The organism is Catalinimonas alkaloidigena, assembly GCF_029504655.1.
Lineage (GTDB): Bacteria > Bacteroidota > Bacteroidia > Cytophagales > Cyclobacteriaceae > Catalinimonas > Catalinimonas alkaloidigena.
The window spans coordinates 5,620,123-5,642,582 of record NZ_JAQFIL010000001.1; the positions used below are offsets into that span (position 1 = coordinate 5,620,123).

At 43.2% G+C, this 22,460-nt stretch carries 14 protein-coding genes; 5 read left to right on the forward strand and 9 right to left on the reverse strand.

Annotation, left to right across the window (positions count from 1 at the left end; genetic code table 11):
- Positions 1 to 136 precede the first annotated feature (136 nt).
- From OKW21_RS22895 to OKW21_RS22925, 7 genes are all read right to left on the reverse strand, one after another.
- Positions 137 to 1,093: a fasciclin domain-containing protein gene (locus OKW21_RS22895; protein WP_277483915.1), complete on the reverse strand. Its 957-nt coding sequence runs from the start codon at positions 1,091 to 1,093 to the stop codon at positions 137 to 139.
- A 126-nt stretch (positions 1,094 to 1,219) separates the two neighbouring features.
- Entirely contained in the window at positions 1,220 to 2,122 is a 903-nt protein-coding gene (locus OKW21_RS22900) for a DMT family transporter (RefSeq protein WP_277483917.1), read from the reverse strand.
- An 88-nt stretch (positions 2,123 to 2,210) separates the two neighbouring features.
- On the reverse strand, positions 2,211 to 2,774 hold the full coding sequence (locus tag OKW21_RS22905; protein WP_338130081.1) for a fasciclin domain-containing protein: 564 nt from the start codon (positions 2,772 to 2,774) through the stop codon (positions 2,211 to 2,213).
- 272 nt (positions 2,775 to 3,046) lie between these two features.
- On the reverse strand, positions 3,047 to 5,494 hold the full coding sequence (locus OKW21_RS22910) for a TonB-dependent receptor plug domain-containing protein (protein ID WP_277483919.1): 2,448 nt from the start codon (positions 5,492 to 5,494) through the stop codon (positions 3,047 to 3,049).
- Positions 5,495 to 5,954: 460 nt separating this feature from the next.
- Positions 5,955 to 6,473: a hypothetical protein gene (locus OKW21_RS22915; RefSeq protein WP_277483921.1), complete on the reverse strand. Its 519-nt coding sequence runs from the start codon at positions 6,471 to 6,473 to the stop codon at positions 5,955 to 5,957.
- Between the two features lie 234 nt (positions 6,474 to 6,707).
- Positions 6,708 to 8,816, reverse strand: a complete 2,109-nt coding sequence (recQ, locus tag OKW21_RS22920) for a DNA helicase RecQ (protein ID WP_277483923.1) — start codon at positions 8,814 to 8,816, stop codon at positions 6,708 to 6,710.
- A gap of 64 nt (positions 8,817 to 8,880) precedes the next feature.
- On the reverse strand, positions 8,881 to 9,108 hold the full coding sequence (locus OKW21_RS22925) for a DUF3820 family protein (RefSeq protein WP_277483925.1): 228 nt from the start codon (positions 9,106 to 9,108) through the stop codon (positions 8,881 to 8,883).
- A 153-nt stretch (positions 9,109 to 9,261) separates the two neighbouring features.
- On the opposite strand from OKW21_RS22925, the gene OKW21_RS22930 reads away from it, so the two are divergent.
- From OKW21_RS22930 to OKW21_RS22950, 5 genes are all read left to right on the forward strand, one after another.
- A complete protein-coding gene (locus OKW21_RS22930; RefSeq protein ID WP_277483927.1) occupies positions 9,262 to 11,061 on the forward strand; it encodes an alpha-L-rhamnosidase-related protein in 1,800 nt (599 codons plus the stop codon).
- A 146-nt stretch (positions 11,062 to 11,207) separates the two neighbouring features.
- Positions 11,208 to 12,575 carry a Gfo/Idh/MocA family protein gene (locus OKW21_RS22935; protein WP_277483929.1) on the forward strand — a complete coding sequence of 456 codons (1,368 nt, stop codon included), beginning with the start codon at positions 11,208 to 11,210 and terminating at the stop codon, positions 12,573 to 12,575.
- Between the two features lie 408 nt (positions 12,576 to 12,983).
- Positions 12,984 to 13,559, forward strand: coding sequence for a biliverdin-producing heme oxygenase (locus tag OKW21_RS22940; protein ID WP_277483930.1), 576 nt, complete (start codon positions 12,984 to 12,986; stop codon positions 13,557 to 13,559).
- Positions 13,556 to 15,133, forward strand: coding sequence for a GAF domain-containing protein (locus OKW21_RS22945; RefSeq protein ID WP_277483934.1), 1,578 nt, complete (start codon positions 13,556 to 13,558; stop codon positions 15,131 to 15,133). The genes OKW21_RS22940 and OKW21_RS22945 overlap by 4 nt, the downstream gene beginning before the upstream one ends.
- An 86-nt stretch (positions 15,134 to 15,219) precedes the next feature.
- The gene (locus OKW21_RS22950; RefSeq protein WP_277483937.1) at positions 15,220 to 19,323 is read left to right on the forward strand and encodes a chemotaxis protein CheB; all 4,104 of its coding nucleotides are present in this window, start codon (positions 15,220 to 15,222) and stop codon (positions 19,321 to 19,323) included.
- Positions 19,324 to 19,374: 51 nt separating this feature from the next.
- Here the strand turns inward: OKW21_RS22950 and OKW21_RS22955 are convergent, their stop codons facing one another.
- Together OKW21_RS22955 and OKW21_RS22960 are read right to left on the reverse strand one after the other, a co-directional pair.
- Complete coding sequence (locus OKW21_RS22955) at positions 19,375 to 20,850, reverse strand: gluconokinase (RefSeq protein ID WP_277483939.1); 1,476 nt, start codon at positions 20,848 to 20,850, stop codon at positions 19,375 to 19,377.
- 101 nt (positions 20,851 to 20,951) lie between these two features.
- Positions 20,952 to 22,445 (reverse strand): RagB/SusD family nutrient uptake outer membrane protein, encoded by a 1,494-nt coding sequence (locus OKW21_RS22960; protein ID WP_277483941.1) that lies wholly within the window; start codon positions 22,443 to 22,445, stop codon positions 20,952 to 20,954.
- Positions 22,446 to 22,460 lie beyond the last annotated feature (15 nt).

Below are 22,460 nucleotides of genomic sequence, written 5' to 3' on the forward strand. Positions count from 1 at the left end.
CAGGGTTTAATGTTATTGAACAATACGAAAGTTGAGGATATAAAGATTATCTATACTCTTTATTGTAAGTATATTGATAAAAAAAAGCCGTATCATCCGAAGACAATACGGCTTTTACTATGGATATGCAGTGTTATTATTCTGAGGCTGAAGGCAGCATCACTTCATCAATATAGTGAACTACACCATTGTTTCCTAAGCGGTCACCTGCTACCACAACTGCGTTCTCGGTAGTTTCGTTATCATCTACCAGCAGAATAGCATTATCAAATGTAATGGTAAAATTTTCTCCTAATAGCGTACTCTGACTACCTGCTTCCAGTTCGGGACTAAATGTTCTCTCTTCAATGACATGATACTGAAGAATATCGGTCAACTGATCGCTGGAAAGCTCCGCCAGAGAGGATACGCCCAATTCGTCAAACAGTTTTTCAAAGGCTGCGTCAGTAGGCGCAAAAATGGTATACGGACCTTCCTGAGTCAGTACATCGCTGATGCCTGCCTGGGCTATAGCTTCCTGCAATATTGCCAGATCTTCATCATCACCGATGATTTCAGCAACATTATTTTGAGGTTCTTCAAGTACATTGTCTACTACATGAATTACCCCATTGGTAGCGTCAACATTTACCGGCCTTACAAATTGTGCGTTGGCATTCAGGTAAATACTCTGCTCTGTAGGAATTACATAAAGTGTTCCGTCCAGTGTCTCCTCTTCTTTTGATTCTACAAAATCTTCTATCAGCAGTTCTTCATTGATGACATGGTATTCAAGAATATCCGCCAGTTCATCTGCACTGTAGTTATCCAGATTCGTAATACCTGCACTGATAAAAGCATTATCAGACGGGGCCAGTAGGGTAAAGCTTCCTTCGCTATCCAATTGATCTGCCAGATTTGCCTTGTCAATGGCCGCTGCCAGCAATGTAAAATCGGGACTGTCTGCAATCTCTTCATAAATGGTAAGTTCGCTCTCACCATCGTCTATTACATCTTCATCCTCTTCGCAACTTATCAATACTACTCCCATACTGAGGGCGAGTAGAATAGATAAAGCACGAAAAATCCTGCTTTTTTCTATATTTAATGTCATATAAGAAAAATTATAAGTTCAAAAAAATATTCCGTTTTGTAGTTATTTTACAAGCTAAGGAGGGTAATCGTTCGGACTAAAGCCGAAAAATCATGATTTAGTCATATGCTGATTCAAATCACCTTTTTACTGCAACTGTTTCTTCTTTCTAGGAGAAATCTTGTTCCTGATTACCAGATAAATTCCACTAAAAGTCAGGCTAATGCCCACTGCATGAAAGGTGTAGAAAGTTTCTCCCAGGAAAAGAATAGCCATCAAACTGCCAAAAAGAGGAATCAGGTGGGTAAATAAACCTGCGGTGTTGGCTCCCACCTTACGCACTGCTTCGTTAAAAAAGAGATAGGAGATAAAGGAAGGAAAAATTCCCAGGTAAGCGATTGTCATCCATACGGCTGAATTCCAGACTATAGGCTCAGCATAGGTGTGTTCCCAAAGATAGAAAGGCAGCAACATCAGGGTGCCCAGAAAAAAGGTAACCATCAGAAAGCTCAACGGATGCATAGCGGGACGAAATTTTAACAAGACCGTATAGGTAGCGTAACAAGCCACAGCGGCAATGATCCACAGATCTCCCTGGTTAAAATCTGTTCCTGAAAGTGAGCTTATGTCTCCTTTGGCTACCAGTACTAATGTACCTAATAAAGAAATGACAATGCCCAGCACCTGCCATTTTCCCAGGCGATCCTTCAGGAAAAAATAGGATAAAACCGCAACCACTACGGGCTGAAAGGACTGCAAAAGAAGGCTATTGAGTGCTGTAGTAGTCTGAAGGGCAAGGTAGATCATGGTATTGAAGGCGGTAATGCCCAATAGTGAAAGCGGCAAGAGTATAGGTAAGTTACTACGAATACTATCCCAGTCCTGTATTACTTTTTTCCATCCGAAGCCAGCAATCACTACAAACGCTGTGCTCCAACGCCAGAAAGCCAGGCTTATCGGTGGTATTTCTGTAGATATGGCTTTGCTCAAAACGACATTTCCTGCCCAAAACAATGTGGCACCAACTAACAGCAGATAAGGATACTTCATGCCGCAATTTGACAGAAAGTGTTAAAACAAAAAAGAGCAGTACAACAAAATCGTACTGCTCTTTGCACTTTGTGTGTGAACCTGCTAATTACATGTTTGGTGGTAAAATCACCTTGTCAATTACGTGGACTACTCCATTAGAAGCACCTACATTAGCGTTTACAACAGAGGCATTGTTAATCATTACACTTTCCCCTTCTATTTCTACTGCGATATCGCTGCCTTCTACAGTAGACACTTCCATACCATCAGACAGAGCACTAGATTCTACTGATCCTGATACCACATGATAAGTAAGGATCGCAACCAGCTTATCTTTGTTTTCCGGCTTAAGCAGCATCTCCAAAGTTCCTTCGGGTAGGGCTGCAAATGCTTCATCAGTAGGAGCAAAAACAGTAAATGGACCGTCACCTTTCAGTGTTTCTACCAGTCCGGCCGCTTTTACAGCAGCAACCAAGGTAGAAAGGTTGTCTTGTGAGCCTGCCAGATCAACAATATCCATAGACTGTAATGGCTCTTCAGAAGTTCTTTCTGTAGTAGTATTGTCATTATTAGCAGCATTGGTGGTGGCTTCATTACTACCTCCATTTGCATAGGAAGCAAAGGCTACAAACATAGCTGCTGTCATCATAGAAAAAATTCGCTTCTTCATTATTTCAAAAGTTAAGTTGAAAATATAGAAGCAGAACTTGAAGCGCTGGTGAATGTTATCAGATTATCTATTTTTGTTTAAATTATTTTTTAAATAGTTTAACAAATACAAATCATTTAAAGAATAATGTCAAATTTCGTTTAATTTATTTTACAAATTACTTTCTAAAATCTAAAATGCAGTGTATAAATAAACTCCCCTCAGCCAGTTAAAAAAAATCCCAAGCCTATGGCCTGGGATTTCATTCTTAAGGAGTTATTTCAACCTTGCTTTTAGGGAGAGACTGCTTCCGGTGTATTGACTTCAAATGTATATTCTGCACTTCCGGGAAGGCCGGCAGCAGTAAGTCCGTTCATCACTATGCGGTAGCTGGTATTTCTGTCGGCAGTATAGAATGATACCGTAGCTTTACCCTCTTCATTGGTCTGTACATTAGGGTTCCAGTACAAAGTAGTGCGGTAATCAGGCAAATCTGTCTTACCCTCAGCAGTGTACTTAGGAGAGTAAAATTCTCTTACCTTATGGAAGCCATGGGCCTTATGCAGAATGATGTTCTCAGAGGGTTCCACTTCTTCGTACTGTGGCCCACCCCGCTTGGTAAAAAGTGCGATGACTCCCCCGCCTCCACGACCACCGTAAATGGCAGCAGAAGGACCTTTGAGTACTTCAACCCTGTCTATATCGTACTGGCTTACCATAGACATGGCTGAGGCATCTACCGGCACACCATCAATCAAATAAAGTGGAGAGCCATATCCGCGGATCACCGCACGATAATCAAACATACCGGAGCGGTATATTTGCACGCCCGCGATTCTACCCTGTAAAGCTTCCAGAATGTTGCCTGAAGGAGCTATGGGCAGTGTTTCGGCATCTATTACCACATCTGCTCTACTATGCAGCTTGAAAGGCTCAACAAGATTTTCACGTCTTTCTTCTACCACAATTTCTTTCAGCAGCATTTCTTTCAGTCCCAGTCTAGATTCTTCTACCGAAGCCTGGTTGGCACTTCTGCTTACATATTGTTCGGTAGTAGCTAACAGTTGGTCAGGTGCAATGAACTCAGTCGCTTCATTCCATTCAGGTACGAAGCCTTGTTCATCCATCACTACTTTCACATCGCGGCTACCCTTGGCGGTTGTACCCTGCATGACCAGCTCTACACTATCCGTAAAATCAAAGCCTTCAAAAGAGAAGTTACCTTCTTCATCGGTTTCTTCTACCAGAAATATCTGGTGCTGATCTTTGACATAGAGGATTACTTCTCCATGTTCAACAGGATCACCATTATCCTTTACCAGCTTACCATCAATAGATAATGCTGCCTTCTGGGTATGAGCTACCTGTGGCAGTTCTTCGTTCCATGCAAAGCGACGCCATCCGTGTGTCATCATTACATTACGCAAAGCAAGTTGCTTCTCTTCAGTAATATCATTAAAGTAATAATCAGGCTGTTCCACAAAACCTTTGAGGTCAGAGGTTAGCAATAGATGAGAAAAGATATTTCTCTTCTCCAAATCTTCCGGTACCAACTCTTCATCCGTTATCGCCAATGATATATTAGCAGGTACAGGATTGCCATCGGCATCAGTGGTCTCTACGGTAAGGCTTACCTCTTCTCTTTTCAGGTACTGAGGCTCATCCATTTTGACATTCAGCTGGAGCTGACGTTCGGGATGCAAGAATACTAACCTCTCCGCCAGCGGCTCACCTTCAGCAGTAACCAGAGTAATACGGTTAATACCCGCAGGTAATTCACTCTTTGCAATACTGACCTGATGCTCACCTTCTGCTGCTGACAAAGCTTCTGAGTACAGCATTTTATCGTTTCCTACTAAAGTCAGCAATAAGTCTTCACGCTCATTAACCTTACTTTTTACATCAACCAGCAACTGATTCTGTTCAGCATATTCATCTACAGATAATACGTACCCGTTTTCCTGCACCTGGGGAAGCTGATATCGCTCAGTACTTCCATCAGCTTTGGTAAGTACGGCTGTATACTGGGTTTCCGCTTCAGGCAGCAGGCTAAAAACACCCATGCCGGCATGCAGGCTCTCAAAGCTTGTGACGATATTACCTTCACTATCCTGTATTTCACCTTTTACTGCTACGCCTAGTCCTTCACGATCAGTTGCTTTGAAGGCAATAGTTGATTCAATACCTGCTACCCAGTCTCCTCCCTCAGGAAAAAACTGCAAATCAGCCAGCTGACTTAGCTGATCGGTACTGCTTTGTTGTAATGCCTCCTGCTCGGCAGTTACTTCCCATATACGAATGGATTTGCGGAAGAATGACTCATCATCAAAATTACGCATCCAATCAGTATAGGCTACCATCTGATACTCGCCACCCGGAAGTGAACTCGGCAGGCTTAAGCTTCCTGCAATTTTCCCATCTGTTGACTTAAGTTTGATACGCTCTACTGCCTCACCCTGCTTGTCCAGTATGTTTATATGTACTACTTCTTCCTGCGAAACGGGTTCGTTAGTAGCGGCATCTACCAGATAGGCTTTGAACCACACTGTTTCTCCAGCTACGTACTGAGGTTTGTCCAGTTGCACATAAATTTTTTCAGGATGATAATTTACCCTATAGGTCTGTAACTTCTGCTCTATGGTATTCATCAGGCTTTTGATCGGATCATTCTTCCAGATGAAGGCTGAAAGACCGAAAAAAAGGAGCAATCCACTGATGAGTGTTATTCTAAATATTTTCATGACTGTTCCTCATTAGTTTGTACAATGATAAAGGCTTAGTGACAGGAATCGTTCCGCCTCTGAAGGATATAACGTACTAGTAGCCAGTATGGTATGAAAACTACCAACATAAAAAAGCTACCTTAGGGCTGCTTTCCTGCTTATTGAGCTATATTATACCAGCTTGATTAAGACAAGTTGGCAGTGCTCAAAATTGTTCTGAAAATTAACGGGTACATGTTGAAAAAGGAGAACAGTAAAATTTTTGGACCTGTAAGTGTCACCCAAGGAAAGATAATTTCCTCTCAAACAATCGCCAATAAACTGTTAGCGGAAATGTCAGCGATGTTGAGTCAGGAAAATTTTAATTAAAATTTCGCAATTTGTTTACAGACTAGCTTGAGGGACTAATTCGTATGCTAAAAGAGATTTCCCCCCTGAAAGGAAGCTTTTAGTAAGGGCAATGTAACTAGACGAAATGCTAGCGAGTGAGGTCTATTATCAATTCCATCTTTACGTACCTGCTTCCGTTCGTATTTTTCTCTTCTTTGATTGCCACTGTGGCAGTATCTTTTTCTATTGACTTGATTTCCAGGTACATTTCTTCTTCCTGCGCATTTAATAGAATGGTATGGTCATTTTTAATACGCCAGAAACCTTGCTGAACCTGATTGTCAGGCATGACAATTTTATAAGAAAAGTTATCATTAAATTCAAATACTGTACCTTCAGGAATACCGCGAAAACCTTTCCTGAACTTGTCTGCTAATAGCGCGGGGTCTACAGCATGGCCGGATTTAGCTGATACCTGCGCTGCCATTTCCTCAAAATGCTGATGGATTTCTTTCCCATTAATGAGCATTTCCTGACTGCTCAAATGCCACTTACCAATTATCTGATGATTGACAGCAAGGACAGAAGTATCCACTGACGGCTTATTGATAAAAGGGTGTATAATTAATCCAAGAGAACAAATCCAGATAAAGCTCAAATATCTCATAACGCAAGATTAGTATATTTAAGCATTAAAATACAAATAATTATTGTAATAATTATATTTTATATGTTCCAACAATTTTAACTGCTTAAAATAATTGATACAGACATGCAATTATACATAAATAAAGTAGTATAAAAATACTAGTATGTAGATAGGACTAAATCTACGGTAAGTCTATATGAACACACTTGGCTTTCAAATATTCTGGTACTATGCAAAGATAAAAATTGAATATTAACCTCGTTTGATGAAAGAAAGTGCAAGTCGGAGTTTATAGTAGGGATACTTTTCTTCCAGCTGAATGTAGATATCTTTCAGCACCTCAGGTTTACCAAGTTTGTACCACGCCTGCATTATTTCGTTGATCTCTTCATCCCTGATGTAAGCAGATATATCCACCGCTTCACCTTTTTCATACAGGTAGGCAATATGACTATATACCGTAAGGACGTTCAATCCTCTCTGCGCTCCTATTTCTTCCGGAGAATGCCCTTGCTTAAGCATGGAATAGGTTTCCAGATAAGTTTTGCCTTTGATGTTTTTAGGCGTACTTTCTTTCAGCACAAAAGATTGAATGGCACTCAAAAAAATCTCTCCGTACTTCTCCAGTTTGTGCTTACCCACTCCGGATATAGAAGCCATATCACTCAGATACATAGGCCTCTCTGCTACCATCTCCTGTAGGGTAGAATCATTAAAAATAACATAGGCAGGTACATCCTCATGCTTGGCCAAATTTTTTCGCACGTCACGCAGATGGTCAAAGAGCGCATCTTCAAAAGTAGCAGTCTTACTTTTACCCACTTTTTTCTCCGGAGCATGGCTGGGTTTGGATAGCTTGATTTTTTGCCCTTCAAAGAGTACCTGCTCTCCTATATGCGTAACCTTCAGCTTATTGTAATCAGTAAAATCGATTTCCAATACACCCTGATTGATCATTTGTCCGACATAGCTCAGCCAATCCTCACGGCTGATATCTTTACCGGCTCCAAAAGTCCTGATCTGATTGTAGCCCTGGCTAATAATTTCTTTTCTTTCCGACCCTCTCAATATATCCACCAGCATATTTACAGCTACACCTTCATTTAGTCGCTTAGCTGCGGATAGAGCTTTCTGACAAAGTACGGTCCCATCAAAATGCTCAGGAGGGTTCAGGCAGTTATCACAATGGCCGCAGGCCTCGGAGCGATGCTCACCAAAATAGCTCAAAACCATATTGGTACGACAGCTGCTAGCTTGTCCGAACTCTAACATACGGTTTAGTTTTGAGCGCTGCACAATCTTAAAAGATTCATCGGCAGCACTATCATCTATAAACTGACGCAGTATCTGCGCGTCCTGAAAACTAAAGTACAGTATGGTATCTGCCGCCAATCCATCTCTGCCTGCCCGCCCAATTTCCTGATAGTAGCTTTCTATATTTTTGGGTAGATTGAAGTGCAGCACATAGCGGATATTGGGCTTATCTATGCCCATCCCAAAAGCGATGGTCGCACAAATTACTTTGATTTCATCTTGCTGAAAAGCCTGCTGTATACGGTTTCGTTCCGCTCCGCTCAATTCCGCATGGTAATAAGCTGCTTTGATGCCTACTTCGCAGAGCGCACTGGATATTTTCTCGGTAGATTTACGGCTCAGGCAGTAGATGATACCACATTCATCCTTCCTTTCCACTACATAATCCTTGATGGAATGTAACCTTTGGACTGCTGGAGCTACCTGGAGATGAAGGTTTTTCCGCTCAAAGCTGGATAAAAATTTCTGAGGATTTCTCAGCGCTAACTTCTCAGCAATATCCGTTTGCGTTGCTCTATCCGCAGTAGCGGTAAGGGCCATAAAAGGCACATGCGGAAAATGCCGCATCATTTCCGGAAGGCGGGTATATTCCTGCCGAAAGTCGTTGCCCCAGATGGATACACAATGTGCTTCATCTATGGCGATAAAACTAACTTTCCTGTTTTTGATGAAGTTAATGAAGGCAGGGGTCAGGGCACGCTCAGGAGAAATATACAGCAATTTCAGCGTCCCCTCATCCATCTGAGACTTAATCTCCCTCTTTTCTTCAGCGGTATTGCTACTGTTCAGCGCTGCCGCAGCGATACCATTGGCTTTCAGGGCATCTACCTGATCCTGCATCAGCGCGATTAAAGGAGAAATGACCAGGGTCAGTCCATCCAAAGCCAAAGCGGGGAGCTGATAACAAAGTGATTTCCCCCCACCGGTAGGCATGATGATCAGGCTGTCCTGTTTATTCAGGGTATGCGTGATGATTTCCTCCTGTTGAGGTCGGAAGTTTTCGTAGCCAAAATAAGTTTTGAGAAGTTGAGATATATCCGCTGCCATGCCTTGGTATCTGATCCGTGAAAAAGGGGTGCAAGTTAATAAATTTGGCGGCTGATACAGGAGATTACTTCGGTTTCCTTTTTAAAGGTGCCAGCAGATAATCCAGCCCATTGCTTTTGATGACCAGCATGGTGGAAAGCAACATGCCCAGTTTGCCCTGAGGAAAGCCTTTGTTGGCAAACCACTCCAGGTAACTCACCGGCAAATCACAAATCAGGCGATCTTTGTACTTACCGAATGGCATTCTTACCCTTACCAGATCTTCCAGTATTTGTGGTTGTAATCCTTCCATAGCTTTAATTTTTCCGCTCGCACAAGGCTGCTTACAAAGCTATGATTTTGCTCCTACTTATCAATCATAGGCTTGGTTTGAAGTTGATTTATCCTGATCTTGATAAACAAAATTATAGTCTTCATAAGCTATTGACATCCAACATGCTGATCAATGTTCTTTATTCTTACGCCTCTATCTGAAAAGTCAAAAAAATCACTTTTCAACCTTTTATTCATTACCTTTATCTGTGCACAGGCCCATGCCCAGCTACCTCCGGTGTTTTCGGATACCTATCAGCGGGTGGCAGAAAAAGACGAGCGTATCAAAGTGTATCTCTCTCCTCAGAAAATTTTGTGGCAGTCAACAGATGAGGAGCAGCACATTCAAAACCCTGAAGTATTATTGCAAGCCGGAAACGGGCAGTCTGACCTGAGTAATGTCAAAGGCACATGCCTGCTGCGCAGCAGCGAAGATCATACCGCTTCTATCCTGCTTGACTATGGTAAAGAGCTGCATGGTGGGCTACAACTGGTGACCTATTTCACTACTGAAGACCAAAAGCCTATCAAAGTGCGCCTTCGCTTTGGAGAGTCAGCCATGGAAGCTATGGCAGAGCCTTATACCGATCAGAATGCGACCAATGATCATGCCCTGCGTGACTTTACCATAGACGTACCCTGGCTGGGCAAAGTAGAAGTGGGCAATACCGGCTTTCGCTTCGTTCGCATAGATGTGCTTACACCTAATGCTGACCTGAGGCTGAGAGAAGCCCGTGCTGCTTTCATCTTCCGCGATATTCCCTACCTCGGATCTTTTAAGTCCAGCGACCAAAGACTCAACAAAATCTGGGAAACCGGGGCGTATACTGTTCACCTAAACATGCAAAATTACCTCTGGGATGGCATCAAACGCGACCGACTGGTATGGGTAGGCGACCTGCATCCGGAAGTGATGACAGTCAATACGGTGTTTGGCTACAATGAGGTAGTACCCAAAAGCCTGGACCTGATACGGGATGTAACGCCCGCTACCGAATGGATGAATGGCATCAGCTCTTATTCTATGTGGTGGATCATGATTCATCGCGACTGGTACCAGTTTCATGGCGACCTGGCTTATCTGAAAGAGCAAGAAGAATATTTGAATGAGCTTTTGCAGAAACTGATGACTTATATTGATGAAAACAATCGGGAGAAGCTGGATGGTAACCGCTTTCTGGACTGGCCTTCCAGTGAAAATCCTCAGGCGGTACATGCGGGTTTGCAGGCGTTGCTCATCATGACGCTGGAAGCCGGGCAGGAACTCTCTGAAATTCTGAAAAACCCTGAAATGCAGGCAGCATGTCAAGCCGCCGTTCAGCGCCTGAGGCGATATGTTCCCGATCATGTTGGGGCTAAACAGGCTGCAGCTCTTATGACTTTGGCTGAACTCCTACCTGCTCAACAAGCCAATCAGGAAGTGATTGCTAAAAATGGTGCGCAGAACTTCTCTACTTTTTATGGTTATTATATGCTGGAAGCTATGGCGCAGGCCGGTGACTATGCGGGTGCCATGGAAATGATACGCACCTACTGGGGAGGCATGCTGGACAAAGGAGCAACCACCTTCTGGGAAGATTTTGACCTGGAAATGGCAAAAAATTCCAGTGCTATTGACGAGCTTAATTTTGAAGAGGCCAGAGACATACACGGGGATTTTGGCGAATACTGCTATATCGGCTATCGCAGAAGCCTTTGTCATGGCTGGGCAGCAGGCCCCACGCCCTGGCTGAGCGAGTATGTGCTGGGGATACAGGTAGTAGAGCCCGCTTGTAAAGCCATTCAAATTACTCCTCATCTGGGAGACCTGGAGTGGGCAGAAGGCACATTTCCTACGCCTTATGGTATAGTAAAAGTGAGACATGAAAAAGACGAGCGGGGAGAAGTGCAATCCAGCATTGAAGCTCCTGATGAGGTAAGGATTATTCGTTGATTTGTGTTGGGGCCGGAAGTCCGCTCAATTATCAAGCCTTGCTTTATGATTATTAATCTGAAAAATATATTTTACAAGTTATTACAAAGTTTAATCTGCTTACCGACAGAATATTAGCAATACCAATAACCTAAAACCTATTTTGAATGAAGGATTTTAACATCAATCGCCGTCACTTTCTCAAAAGTGCATCGGCTTCCCTGGCACTCTCAACCCTCGGCCCCGGAGGATTGGATATAATTTTTCAGGATAAACCACTACGTGTGGGGCTGATCGGCACGGGCTGGTACGGAAAAAGTGACTTATTTCGACTGCTACAGGTAGCGCCGGTAGAAGTAAAGGCCCTTTGTGATCCTGATAATAATATGCTTTCGGAAGCAGCAAACCTGCTAAGCCAACGTCAGAAGTCCGAAAAGAAACCCAGACTTTATAATGATTACCGTAGACTGTTGGCTGATGAAGAGCTGGATATCGTTATCATAGGCTCACCTGACCACTGGCATGCTTTGCAGATGATTGATGCGGTAAAAGCCGGTAATCATGTCTATGTACAAAAACCAATCAGCGTGGATGTGATGGAAGGAGAGGCGATGGTAGCGGCTGCACGCAAATACAATAAAGTAGTGCAGGTAGGTACCCAGCGCAAAAGTACGCCTCATCTGATTGATGCCAAAAAGAAGGTGGTAGATGCTGGCCTGTTAGGCAAAGTATCGCACGTAGAGATGTGCTGCTATTTCCATATGCGTGCCAATGGCAACCCTCCCGTGCAGGAAGTACCCGATTTCTTTGATTATGAGATGTGGACCGGCCCAGCTCCTATGCGACCTTATGACGGACTTCCTCATCGCAGATGGTGGCGAACCTTTATGGAATATGGCAACGGCATTATGGGCGATATGTGCGTACATATGCTGGACACCGTCCGCTGGATGCTGGACTTAGGCTGGCCCAAACGTATCTCTTCCCAGGGTGGGATTTATGTGCAGAAAGACGGAAAGTCTAATATTGCCGACACCCAGTCAGCGGTGTTTGAATATGATGAACTGAACTGTGTATGGCAGCACCGTAGCTGGGGAACTCCTGCCGACCCTGAATATCCCTGGTCGTTTAAACTGTACGGTGAAAAAGGCACACTGGAGGGAAGTACCATGCAGGCTGACTTTATCCCTTATGGAGATGGTGAGAAAATACATTTTGACGTACTCTATGAAAAAGAAAAATATCCTGAAGATCTGACTGAAAAGGATATTGAGCTAAATGCAGCTCCAGCTACCCGTTTGCACATGCTGGATTTTCTTGATGCTATTAAAAATGGAAGTAAGCCAATTGCCGATATTGAAGAGGGGCATATTTCTACCGCAAGCTGTATACTGGCGAATCTATCTATGGAAACCGGTCGCCCACTGGTATATGATCCTCAAAAACGGCAGATTATTGGCGATCGTGAGGCAAACGGACTATTGCAACGTACTTATCGGCAACCCTGGATTCACCCTGACCCTAAGAGTGTGTAACAGGACAGTTTTTTAAAACTCTGCGTAGTGTCGGGATGGCACTACGCCATTTCTGCCTTTGATGAGACCTCTTTTGAATAGTATAGGAAAAAGGTCTATATAAGTAACTTAATATTATATTTAAAACACTTTTCTTAAGAGTATTACAAAAAACAAGTTTAAATTAGCATTTTTTAAAATTGACAGGCATTCAATATAAACTTGCTTATTATATCCAAGTCCATTCCTTTGCCATCAAACCCCATTGAGTACTATTTTTAAAAATTGATTTTCACCTAACTAAGAAATAAAGTATTTTTGTTCTTAATTTTTTATAAGTATAATTATTACTAGCTAAAGAAAGGTATAAACATGCTTGTATAATCTTTTTCAGGCTACTTAATTGCGTTTTTTTAGCGATGCTTTTTTATGGTATTACAAGATTTAAGAGAAAAAACATCTGCTCAACACAGGCAGCTGGAATCTCACCCTTTACTTCATCAGCTCACCTCAGGCCAATTATCAACTGGAGTCTATAACACCATTTTGCAAAAGTTTTATGGTTTTTTCTCCCCTTTGGAAGAATTAATAAGTCAGTACTCACCTGAAGACTACTTGGAAGATTATCAAGAACGCAGGAAAGCACAATTGCTGCTGCAGGATTTAAACAAGATTGACAATGACCATTTCAGCCAGCAGCTACCTGATATATGCGACGACCTCCCCAATATTACCAATACTGACGGTGCTATGGGGGCGCTTTATGTCATGGAAGGCTCAACATTAGGAGGGCAAATGATTTCAAGGCATGTAGAGAAAACCCTGGGCTTCACCCCTTCAAATGGTACTGCTTTTTTTTATGGCTATGGTAAAGATACCGGCAAACGCTGGAAGAAGTTTCAGCAAGCTATGCAGCAGTACACCAGCCGGCAACTTACGCATACACAACTCATCACTGGTGCCCAACACACGTTTTCCAAGCTTAATACCTGGCTTAGCTTATGAGTAGAATAAACGATACACACGATCAGGGTCCGAACAAAAAAAATCTCAGTGGGCAGATGGGCAGTAATGCGGAATTCTGCGGGAGCATCCCTCTCAACTTTCTTAACCTGATTCAGCCACATGGAATGCTTGTACTACTGGATAAGTCGTACCGGATTGTACAGATTAGCGAAAATGTTGGTGAAATCCTGGGCAAAGAACCAAAAGAAGTTTTAGATCAACCTTTTGCCGCTTTATTCCCCAGCGATAAATTTGATGCATTTCAAAAGAAGACCGAGCAAGAGAAGCTGTATAATAACATCCCTCTTATCCTTCATCTTGAAACTACCGGGGGTGTCCAGCGCTTTGCAGGGATCATTCACTTTCACAAAAAATACCTGCTGCTGGAGTTGGAGCCTATAGAGGATGAAACCAGCGACATTACATTTATCAGTGCTTATCAGGACATTAAGTATATCATGGCCAGACTACAGCAGGTGGAAAAGCTTGCTGAATTCGGAGCCATCGCCGCCAATGAAATCAGAAGCTTTTCGGGTTTTGATAGAGTCATGCTTTATCAGTTTGACGCACAGTGGAACGGCACCGTCATTGCTGAGGCACAGAAGGGTGAGCTTGAGCCTTATCTCGGCTTAAAATTCCCTGCCTCGGATGTCCCTAAGCAGGCGAGAGAGCTGTATTTTAAGAATCCTTATCGCCTTATTCCTGATGTAAACTTCAAGCCGGTAAGGTTATTCCCCATTGTGAATCCGTTGATCAACGGCTTTACAGATATTTCGGACTGTATGCTCAGAAGTGTACCTCAGGTCCATGTAGAATACTTAAAAAACATGAATGTACAGGCATCTATGTCTACGCCCATTATCGTGGACGGAAGGTTATGGGGACTGATTTCCTGTCATCATACTACTCCCAAGCATGTGCCCTTTGAGCAGCGTTATTCTTTTGAGGTATTTTCACAATTGATCTCCTCTCAGTTGGCCTCACGAGAAAGAGAAGAAAAGCTGAGCGTCCTCAATAGCAGACGCAGGCTGGAGTTGAAACTGATTGAGCTGGTTTATAAAAAGAAAGAGTTTGAGCCCGAAATATTAATAGCGTCCGATTTGCTCTTAGAACTTTTCCATGCCGATTCGGCTGCTCTGGTTTGGGGCAGTCAGTATGAAGGGCAGGGTAAGATCCCTTCCAGGAGTCATGCGCAGGAAATAGTGAAATGGTTGAGGCTTTTTAATAAGGAAAAAGTATTCTCTACCTCATCACTTGTTAAGCATGTGAGAACCGCAGCTGCTTACAAAGATATTGGCAGTGGGTTACTGGCTATTCAGTTTTCCCATTCGCCGGTAGGCTATCTTTTGCTTTTCCGTCCGGAGATTATACAGACTGTAAACTGGGGAGGAAATCCCAATGAAACAATAAAATTTGAGGATGATGGTAAGCGTTATCATCCAAGGAACTCCTTCAAAAAATGGCAGGAGAAAGTAGAGTTCACCTCCAAGCCCTGGGAAAGAGAATTGGTAGAGATTGCAAAAAATCTCCGAACAGTATTGCTGGAAAAGGTGTTAATGGATTTGCAGGAATAGCCCCCCTGTGCCAACATACAGGTTGTTTTGGTAGTTTTTCCCTAACCCATAAATGCTACAGGCTTTATTTTCTTTAAGTTAAATTCATGCGAAATAAAAAAGCTTCTGATCAGGTCATTAACAAAGAAGCTGAAGCAATACAGGAAAATCACTTCATTGTAGGTGTAGGCGCTTCAGCAGGAGGTTTAGAGGCCATTAACGAACTCTTTGACAATATACCGGAAGGCTACGGATTCTCTTATGTGGTGATCCAGCACCTTTCTCCTAACTATAAAAGTTTGATGGACGAGCTTCTGGCTAAACATACCAAGCTCAAAATCATCAAGGCAGAAGAAGGGAAGGTAATAGAACCTAATTGTATCTATCTGATTCCTAATAAAAACAATATGGTGATCAGAAATGGAAGGCTGCACCTTATAGACAAACCTTCGTCTTCCATTCCTAACAATGCGATTGACGTCTTCTTTGAATCGCTGGCAGAAGACAAGGGCAACCGTGTAATCGGAATCGTACTTTCAGGTACAGGTTCAGATGGCACCAAAGGTATCGCTGCCATCAAAGAGCGTAGAGGTATGGTCATCGTACAGGATCCGGTTACTGCCAAGTTTGATGGCATGCCTAACAACGCGATAGCATCAGGTAATTATGACTTCATCCTTCCTCCCGAGCTCATGTCAGAAGAAATTTTACGCTACCCTCAGCTAGTACGTCAACAGCATAGCCATGATAACCTGAATGAACTTGACGGCATGGACCCCTTCCAGAAAATTCTGAGGCTCATCAAGGACAGTACTTCCTATGACTTTACGTGCTACAAAAAGAAAACCCTGGAGCGAAGAATCTCCAAAAGGATGGCAGAAACAGGTATCAATGAGCTTAGAGAATATACACTCTACCTCTTGAATAATCCTGAAGAAGTAGATACGCTCGCCAATGAATTTCTTATAGGCGTTACCCGCTTTTTCCGTGATCCTTTCGCCTTTGATATTATCCGCGATGAGGTAATTCCTGACCTGATCAACAAAAAAAATCATGATGACCAGCTCAAGGTTTGGGTTACCGCCTGTAGCACCGGTGAGGAAGCGTATACCCTGGCGATACTTATACATGAGCACCTGGAGCGTCTAGGAAAAAAGCTCAATGTAAAAATATTTGCCACTGACATGGATTCGCGCGCCATAGAAATCGCCGCCAAAGGGGTATACCCAATCAGTATAGAAAGTGATCTCTCCCGGGATAAGCTGAACGCTCACTTTTCAAAGGAAGGGAAAAGTTATATCATCAGCCGTGAAATCCGTAAGATGGTGATTTTCGCGCAGCACAATATCATTAAAGACCCTCCATTCGGACAAATGGATATGGTGAGTTGCCGTAATATGCTCATCTACATGCGCAGTGAGCTGCAGAAAAAGGTGATGGAAACTTTTCATTTTTCTCTCAGTGTAGGAGGTTACCTCTTTCTTGGCTCCAGTGAAAGTGCCGGTGCCATCAAAGATTCGCTGAAAGTGATCAATAAAAAATGGAATATTTTCCAGACGACTAATAAAAGTAAATCTTTCATTTTTGAAAGCCGGGAAATCAGCAATGAACCCAGAGATGTTCAGAAGACTCCAAACGTCCAGCCTAAAAAGCTTTCGGTAGAATCCAAGATGAAAGAGGCTTTTCATGAAGCCATCGTTGAAGAGTTAGGATATGCCGCAGTGTTTATCAATGAAAGCTACGACCTCTTGCAGGCATTCGGCGACTATAAAAAGTTTCTGCACCTGCACGAAAATCAGCTACGCATGAGCCTGCTTAAAATGGTACCCAAGGAAGTATCAGTAGCTTTGACACTTGCTTTGAGGAAGGCACTTTCTAAAAACGAAAAAGTAGTTTCTAAACGCATACGTCTTGGAAAAGGAAAAGAGCGCCGGACCATCAGCCTGATCGTAAAACCCTATTTATCACCTCACCTTTACGAGCAAAAGTTTTTGCTGGTACTTTTCCGTGATGAGAAAACAGAACAAATTATTCAGGATGAAACTGATTCCGACAGCTATGACAACCAGGTGAATATTGACCGCCTATCTGAGTTAGAAGAGGAGCTGAAAGAAACCAAAGAAGACCTGCAAACTACGGTAGAGGAGTTGGAAACATCCAATGAAGAGCTGCAGTCCAGCAATGAAGAGCTATTGTCTTCCAATGAAGAGCTGCAAAGCACCAATGAAGAACTGCAGTCACTTAATGAGGAGCTGCACACTGTTAATGCGGAGCACCAGATCAAGATCAAAGAACTGGTAGAGTTGAACGATGACCTCAACAACTATTTCAGTAGCTCGAACATAGGACAGATCTTTGTAGACAGAGAGCTGATCATTAGAAAATATACCCCTGAAGTTACCAAGCAGGTCAATCTTATTGACTCTGATGTAGGCCGCCCCATCAATCACTTATCCTACAACCTCAAATACGATCACTTTGTAGAAGATATTCGCTCAGTGATAAATACGCAAGAAGTGATAGAAAAAGAGCTTGAAGTATCTGATAATCAACATTATCTGATGCGAATCATACCTTACATTCGTCAGGATAAATCGGTAGACGGAGCGGTGATCACTTTTGTGGATATCACCCGTGTGAAGCAACTTAATAACCTGCTTAGTGGCATACTGCAAAGCTCACCCAATGGTATCATGGCTTTTGATAGCGTGTATGAGGATAAAAATATAATAGACTTTAAATGGGTTATGGCTAATGATGCTATCAAGCATATTATTGGTAAAGCCCCTGACCAACTGATAGGAAAAAGCCTGCTTAAAGAGATGCCGGGCATGCAGAAAGCAGGCATTTTTAAAAAAATGAAGAAGATTGCCTCTAAAGGAGGGGTATTGCGTCAGGAGGTACATTATCAGTATGAAGAACTGGATATCTGGATAGAAGTGCTGGCTGCCCCTATGAAAAAAGGTGTAGCCATGACCATCTCTGATATACATGAAAAGAAAGAAGCCGAAGAAGAGCTCTTTATAGCCTATGAGGAGGTAAAGAAAGGAGAAGAAAAGCTACGGAAGCTTAATACCGAGCTTGAAAAGAGAGTAGAAGACCGTACCCGTGCGCTTACTGAAAGTGAACAACGCTTCCGGCTGGTAGCCCAAGCTACGAATGATGCTATCTGGGACTGGAATATGATGACCAATACATTTTGGTGGAACGATACTTTTGAAGAAATCTTTGGTTACGACCGAGATAAGCTAGAGCCGGGCATAGACGCTTTGTTCAGTTACCTGCATAATGACGAATTAGAAGCTGTAAAAAATGATATAGACAGGGTAATTAACCATGGCGATAAGCAATGGTCATTTGAGCATCGCTTCAAAAAGTCTGATGGCTCATACGCTTACGTTTATAACCGTGCGTATATAATCCATAATGAATACGGGGTACCCTACCGGATACTAGGCTCAATGATTGATGTCAGTAAGCTGAAAGAAGTGCAGGAAGAGCTAAAGCACAGCAACAAAAACCTGAAACGTATCAATGTTGACCTGGACAATTTTGTATACACTGCTTCCCATGACCTGAAAGCTCCTATTACTAACCTGGAAAGCCTGATTTCAATCTTAAAAAATGAAATCAACGGAGATGGCAAGAGAAGCGATATGGTCCTGGAAAAAATGGATACTTCTATTCAAAAGTTTAAAGACACACTAAAAGCACTGGCTGAAATTACTAAAGTACAACGTAATCCGGACAGCACCAGTGAGTTTCTCTCCATAAAGAAAACGCTGGACAATGTGCAGGAGGACATCAAACAGGCGATAGAAGAAGAAAAGCCGGAGATACATGAGGACCTGAAGGTAGATCAGTTGTATTACTCCCGAATTAACCTGAGAAGTATCATCTATAATTTGCTGAGCAATGCCATCAAGTACAAATCTCCTGACCGTAAACCGATTATTAACATACGCTCTTACGAAGAAGAAAATTACGTAGTACTGGAAGTGGAAGATAATGGTTTAGGCATGAATGAAAGGCAGCAGAAGAAGCTTTTTTCAATGTTCAAACGCTTTCACAAGCATGTACAGGGTACTGGTATTGGGCTTTATATGGTAAAGCGTATGGTTGAAAACAGAGATGGGTTTATCGAAGTGGAAAGCGAAGAAGGAGAAGGTACTTCCTTCAGAGTTTTTATCAAAAAAGAAAAAGCGCAATAAAATAGTAAGGCATCAACACTGAAGGGGAGGGAGCGTAAACCATCATCATCATCAATCCGGTTCCCGCTCGTCTCTTAAGTGTATAAATTTTTTGTATGCTTCAAACAGCAGTTGATGAGCCTTTTTATCCGGCTGAAATACATTTTTCTTTTGAGGTATAATCTCTTCTATTGAGGTAATACCCAATGCAAAAGCTCCCAGCAGTACTGCTCCCCGGGCCACGCCATGCGTACTTGAAGAGCGATACACCGGCAAATCAAACACATTGGCTATCAGCTGAGCCATAAAATCTGACTGGGTAAGGCCTCCGTCGGTCCACAGCCCTTCAATCTGGCTGGATGAAGCGGTCTGAAGCGTTTGAGCAATTCCGTACAGGTTGAATACAATACCTTCCAATGCGGCCCGGGCAAAATGGTCCCTTCCGTGCTGGCTTTGCACGCCATAAAATTTTCCGGAGACCTCTTCTCGCCACAAGGGGGCTCTCTCACCAAAAAAGTAAGGCAGGCAAATTACGCCTTCTGCTCCTACACCTGCTGTCTCTGCCTTTTGTAGAATAACAGAAGGATCAGAAATATCAGGGTAAAACTTCTGCCTCAGCCAGTCCAGCACAATTCCTCCATTATTGGTAGGCCCGCCAATCACATGATATTGGTCTGTAAGGTAGTAATCAAATATGCTCATTGCCGGATCTGGCAATGTATTCCTGGCAGTAATACGGATGGCCCCGCTGGTTCCTAAAGTCAGGGTGGCTTCCTTTTGGTTGAAACCACTGGCGTTTAGGTTGGCCAGACAGCCATCACTGGCGCCAAGGATAAACTTTGTATCTTCAGTGATGTTCGGATGATCAAAACTTCTGAAGGCTGGCCTCCCCAACTGATATGTCGGAGGGACTACCAGAGATAGCTGATGCTCCGCTATTCCAGCCCATTCCAGGGCTTGCTGATTCCATTGCAGCGTTTCTTTGTTCCACAGGCCGGAAGCACCGGCAATCGCATAATCCACCATATAACGGCCAAACCACTGCGCAATGCAATACTCTTTGATACTTATAAATTTGTGGGTTTTCCTGAAAATTTCGGCTTGATTATCCCTGAGCCAGGCTATTTTGCACAATGGCAGCATGGCGTGTACCGGAGCACCTGAGTCTTCATATAGCTGCCTGCCCAATGCAGTTTTTCTCAACCCTGAGGCATATCGGCTACTCCGCACGTCCGCCCAGATGATCGCCGGCGTCAGGGCTTTACCCTGATCATCTATCGCTATAAGGCTGTGCATGGCTGCACCAAAAGATATAGCAGCTACCGGCCTGCTAAGCTGGTCTAAGACCTGTTTTAAATTTTTTTCAGTTACCTTCAGAATTTCTTCCGGATCCTGTTCTCTGTAACCTGCTTCGGGCTGAGATAAAGAGTAGGTTGCCTCCGCAACAGCTACTGTCTCTCCCAGAGGATTAGCAGCCAGCACTTTAACACCTGTGGTCCCTACATCAATCCCTATGATAAGCTGCTCACGATCTGTAATATCCTTCATTTTGGCAAGATAAGGGGTTATAGTCAGAAGTTGAAACGCTTTTCCTTGTGCTCTTTTTTAACCTCAGGCTTCTCATTCCGGTCTTTTGGACCCAAGGACATTTACCAACCTGGATTCTGTTCAAAGTTATTTAGCCTGACTTCTCGCTGAGGTATAGGATAAAGGAGTTTGTATTCCTGTATATGATAGGATACATCACTCAGGCGACTTTTTTTGGTTTTCTGAACTTCTCCGTGCGCATGCATTACTGCCATCGCTTTTCCCGTCCGCAACAGGTTAAACCAACGATGGTTTTCAAATGCCAACTCTACTCTTTGCTCGTGATAAATGGCATCTCTGAGTTCCTCTGTATTCATTCCTTCGCTCAGTGGGCTCAGGCCCGCTCTGCTACGTACCGGGTTAAGATAAGCAAGAGCCGTACTGACATTTCCAACTTCAAGATAAGCTTCTGCCAGCATGAGTAATACATGGGCATAACGATATACAGGCCAGTTTTCATTCGTGCGCCCCCGCTCTTCAAAGGGATGCACAAATTTTTTGATGTAAGGAATTGAATCTCCTAGGGCTACATCGTGCTGACGATTATCGGCGGAAACATAAAATGCGATTGATGCTTCTTTTCGTTTATCACCGGCTTCGTATGCCATCAGTATATCTTCGGTAGGGATATTATACCCGGCACGTGACCTGCCCAAATCCGTAAAGCCGATAATATCAGTACCAGAATTGAAAGGGACAAAACGGTAAGCATATTCGCTGGCCTCCCCTTCAAGGGTAGCGTTGAATTGTATTTCAAAGATGGATTCTTTGTGATTCTTATTCGCGGGATCGAATATGTCGCCATAGTCCGCCAGTAAACTGTACTGAAGCTGTGTGACCTGCTCCAAGCTTTCAATCGCCAGCTCATAATCACCTAAGCTCAGATAAACTTCTCCCAGCATCGTCAGCGCTGCTCCACGGGTAGCGCGCCCCAGGTTTTGTTCATCGTACGTATCAGGGAGGCTGTGGATCGCATTCTCCAGATCGTTAATGATCTGAGCATAAATTTCCTCTACAGAACTTCTAACTTTTGTGAATGCCTCATCCGGCACATTTACTTCCCTCGTTACGAGGGGAACTCTTCCGTACAATCGGACCAGATGAAAGTAATATAAAGCGCGCATAAATCTGGCTTCGGCACCGTACTGTGCTTTGAGGGTTACATTTTCAAAGCTTACACCATCTATGCGGTTGAGGATAATATTGGATTGCTGAATGCCCAGGTAGCTTACATCCCAGATGCGTTGTACATCATAATTATCCGTAGTAATCAGAAACTCATCCAACTCTTCAGTTTGCTGCTCTCCACGGTCTGACTCATTAAACTGATAAGTAGTATTGTCGGAGCGCATTTCGGTCATTGCCCAGAAATTGATTTTGTCGTGCGTGTTATAAAAGCTTTGCAAATGCCCATAAGCCCCGTTCACCGCACTCAGTATCTGTTGCTCTGTCTGGTAATACGTATTTCCGCTGACTGATGAGACCGGCGCTACCTCCAGCATATCCGCACAGGCGGTAGTTATAAGGCCAAATAAAACGTATCTCCAGTTTTTCATGCTACTATCAGCTAG

What these genes read in the sequence shown, in the direction of transcription:
- OKW21_RS22905 (WP_338130081.1), bottom strand. Translation starts at nt 2,774, where the DNA reads ATGAAGAAGCGAATTTTTTCTATGATGACAGCAGCTATGTTTGTAGCC.
- OKW21_RS22930 (WP_277483927.1), top strand. Translation starts at nt 9,262, where the DNA reads ATGTTCTTTATTCTTACGCCTCTATCTGAAAAGTCAAAAAAATCACTT.
- OKW21_RS22910 (WP_277483919.1), bottom strand. Translation starts at nt 5,494, where the DNA reads ATGAAAATATTTAGAATAACACTCATCAGTGGATTGCTCCTTTTTTTC.
- OKW21_RS22945 (WP_277483934.1), top strand. Translation starts at nt 13,556, where the DNA reads ATGAGTAGAATAAACGATACACACGATCAGGGTCCGAACAAAAAAAAT.
- OKW21_RS22960 (WP_277483941.1), bottom strand. Translation starts at nt 22,445, where the DNA reads ATGAAAAACTGGAGATACGTTTTATTTGGCCTTATAACTACCGCCTGT.
- OKW21_RS22925 (WP_277483925.1), bottom strand. Translation starts at nt 9,108, where the DNA reads ATGGAAGGATTACAACCACAAATACTGGAAGATCTGGTAAGGGTAAGA.
- OKW21_RS22895 (WP_277483915.1), bottom strand. Translation starts at nt 1,093, where the DNA reads ATGACATTAAATATAGAAAAAAGCAGGATTTTTCGTGCTTTATCTATT.
- OKW21_RS22915 (WP_277483921.1), bottom strand. Translation starts at nt 6,473, where the DNA reads ATGAGATATTTGAGCTTTATCTGGATTTGTTCTCTTGGATTAATTATA.
- OKW21_RS22900 (WP_277483917.1), bottom strand. Translation starts at nt 2,122, where the DNA reads ATGAAGTATCCTTATCTGCTGTTAGTTGGTGCCACATTGTTTTGGGCA.
- OKW21_RS22935 (WP_277483929.1), top strand. Translation starts at nt 11,208, where the DNA reads ATGAAGGATTTTAACATCAATCGCCGTCACTTTCTCAAAAGTGCATCG.
- OKW21_RS22940 (WP_277483930.1), top strand. Translation starts at nt 12,984, where the DNA reads ATGGTATTACAAGATTTAAGAGAAAAAACATCTGCTCAACACAGGCAG.
- OKW21_RS22950 (WP_277483937.1), top strand. Translation starts at nt 15,220, where the DNA reads ATGCGAAATAAAAAAGCTTCTGATCAGGTCATTAACAAAGAAGCTGAA.
- recQ (WP_277483923.1), bottom strand. Translation starts at nt 8,816, where the DNA reads ATGGCAGCGGATATATCTCAACTTCTCAAAACTTATTTTGGCTACGAA.
- OKW21_RS22955 (WP_277483939.1), bottom strand. Translation starts at nt 20,850, where the DNA reads ATGAAGGATATTACAGATCGTGAGCAGCTTATCATAGGGATTGATGTA.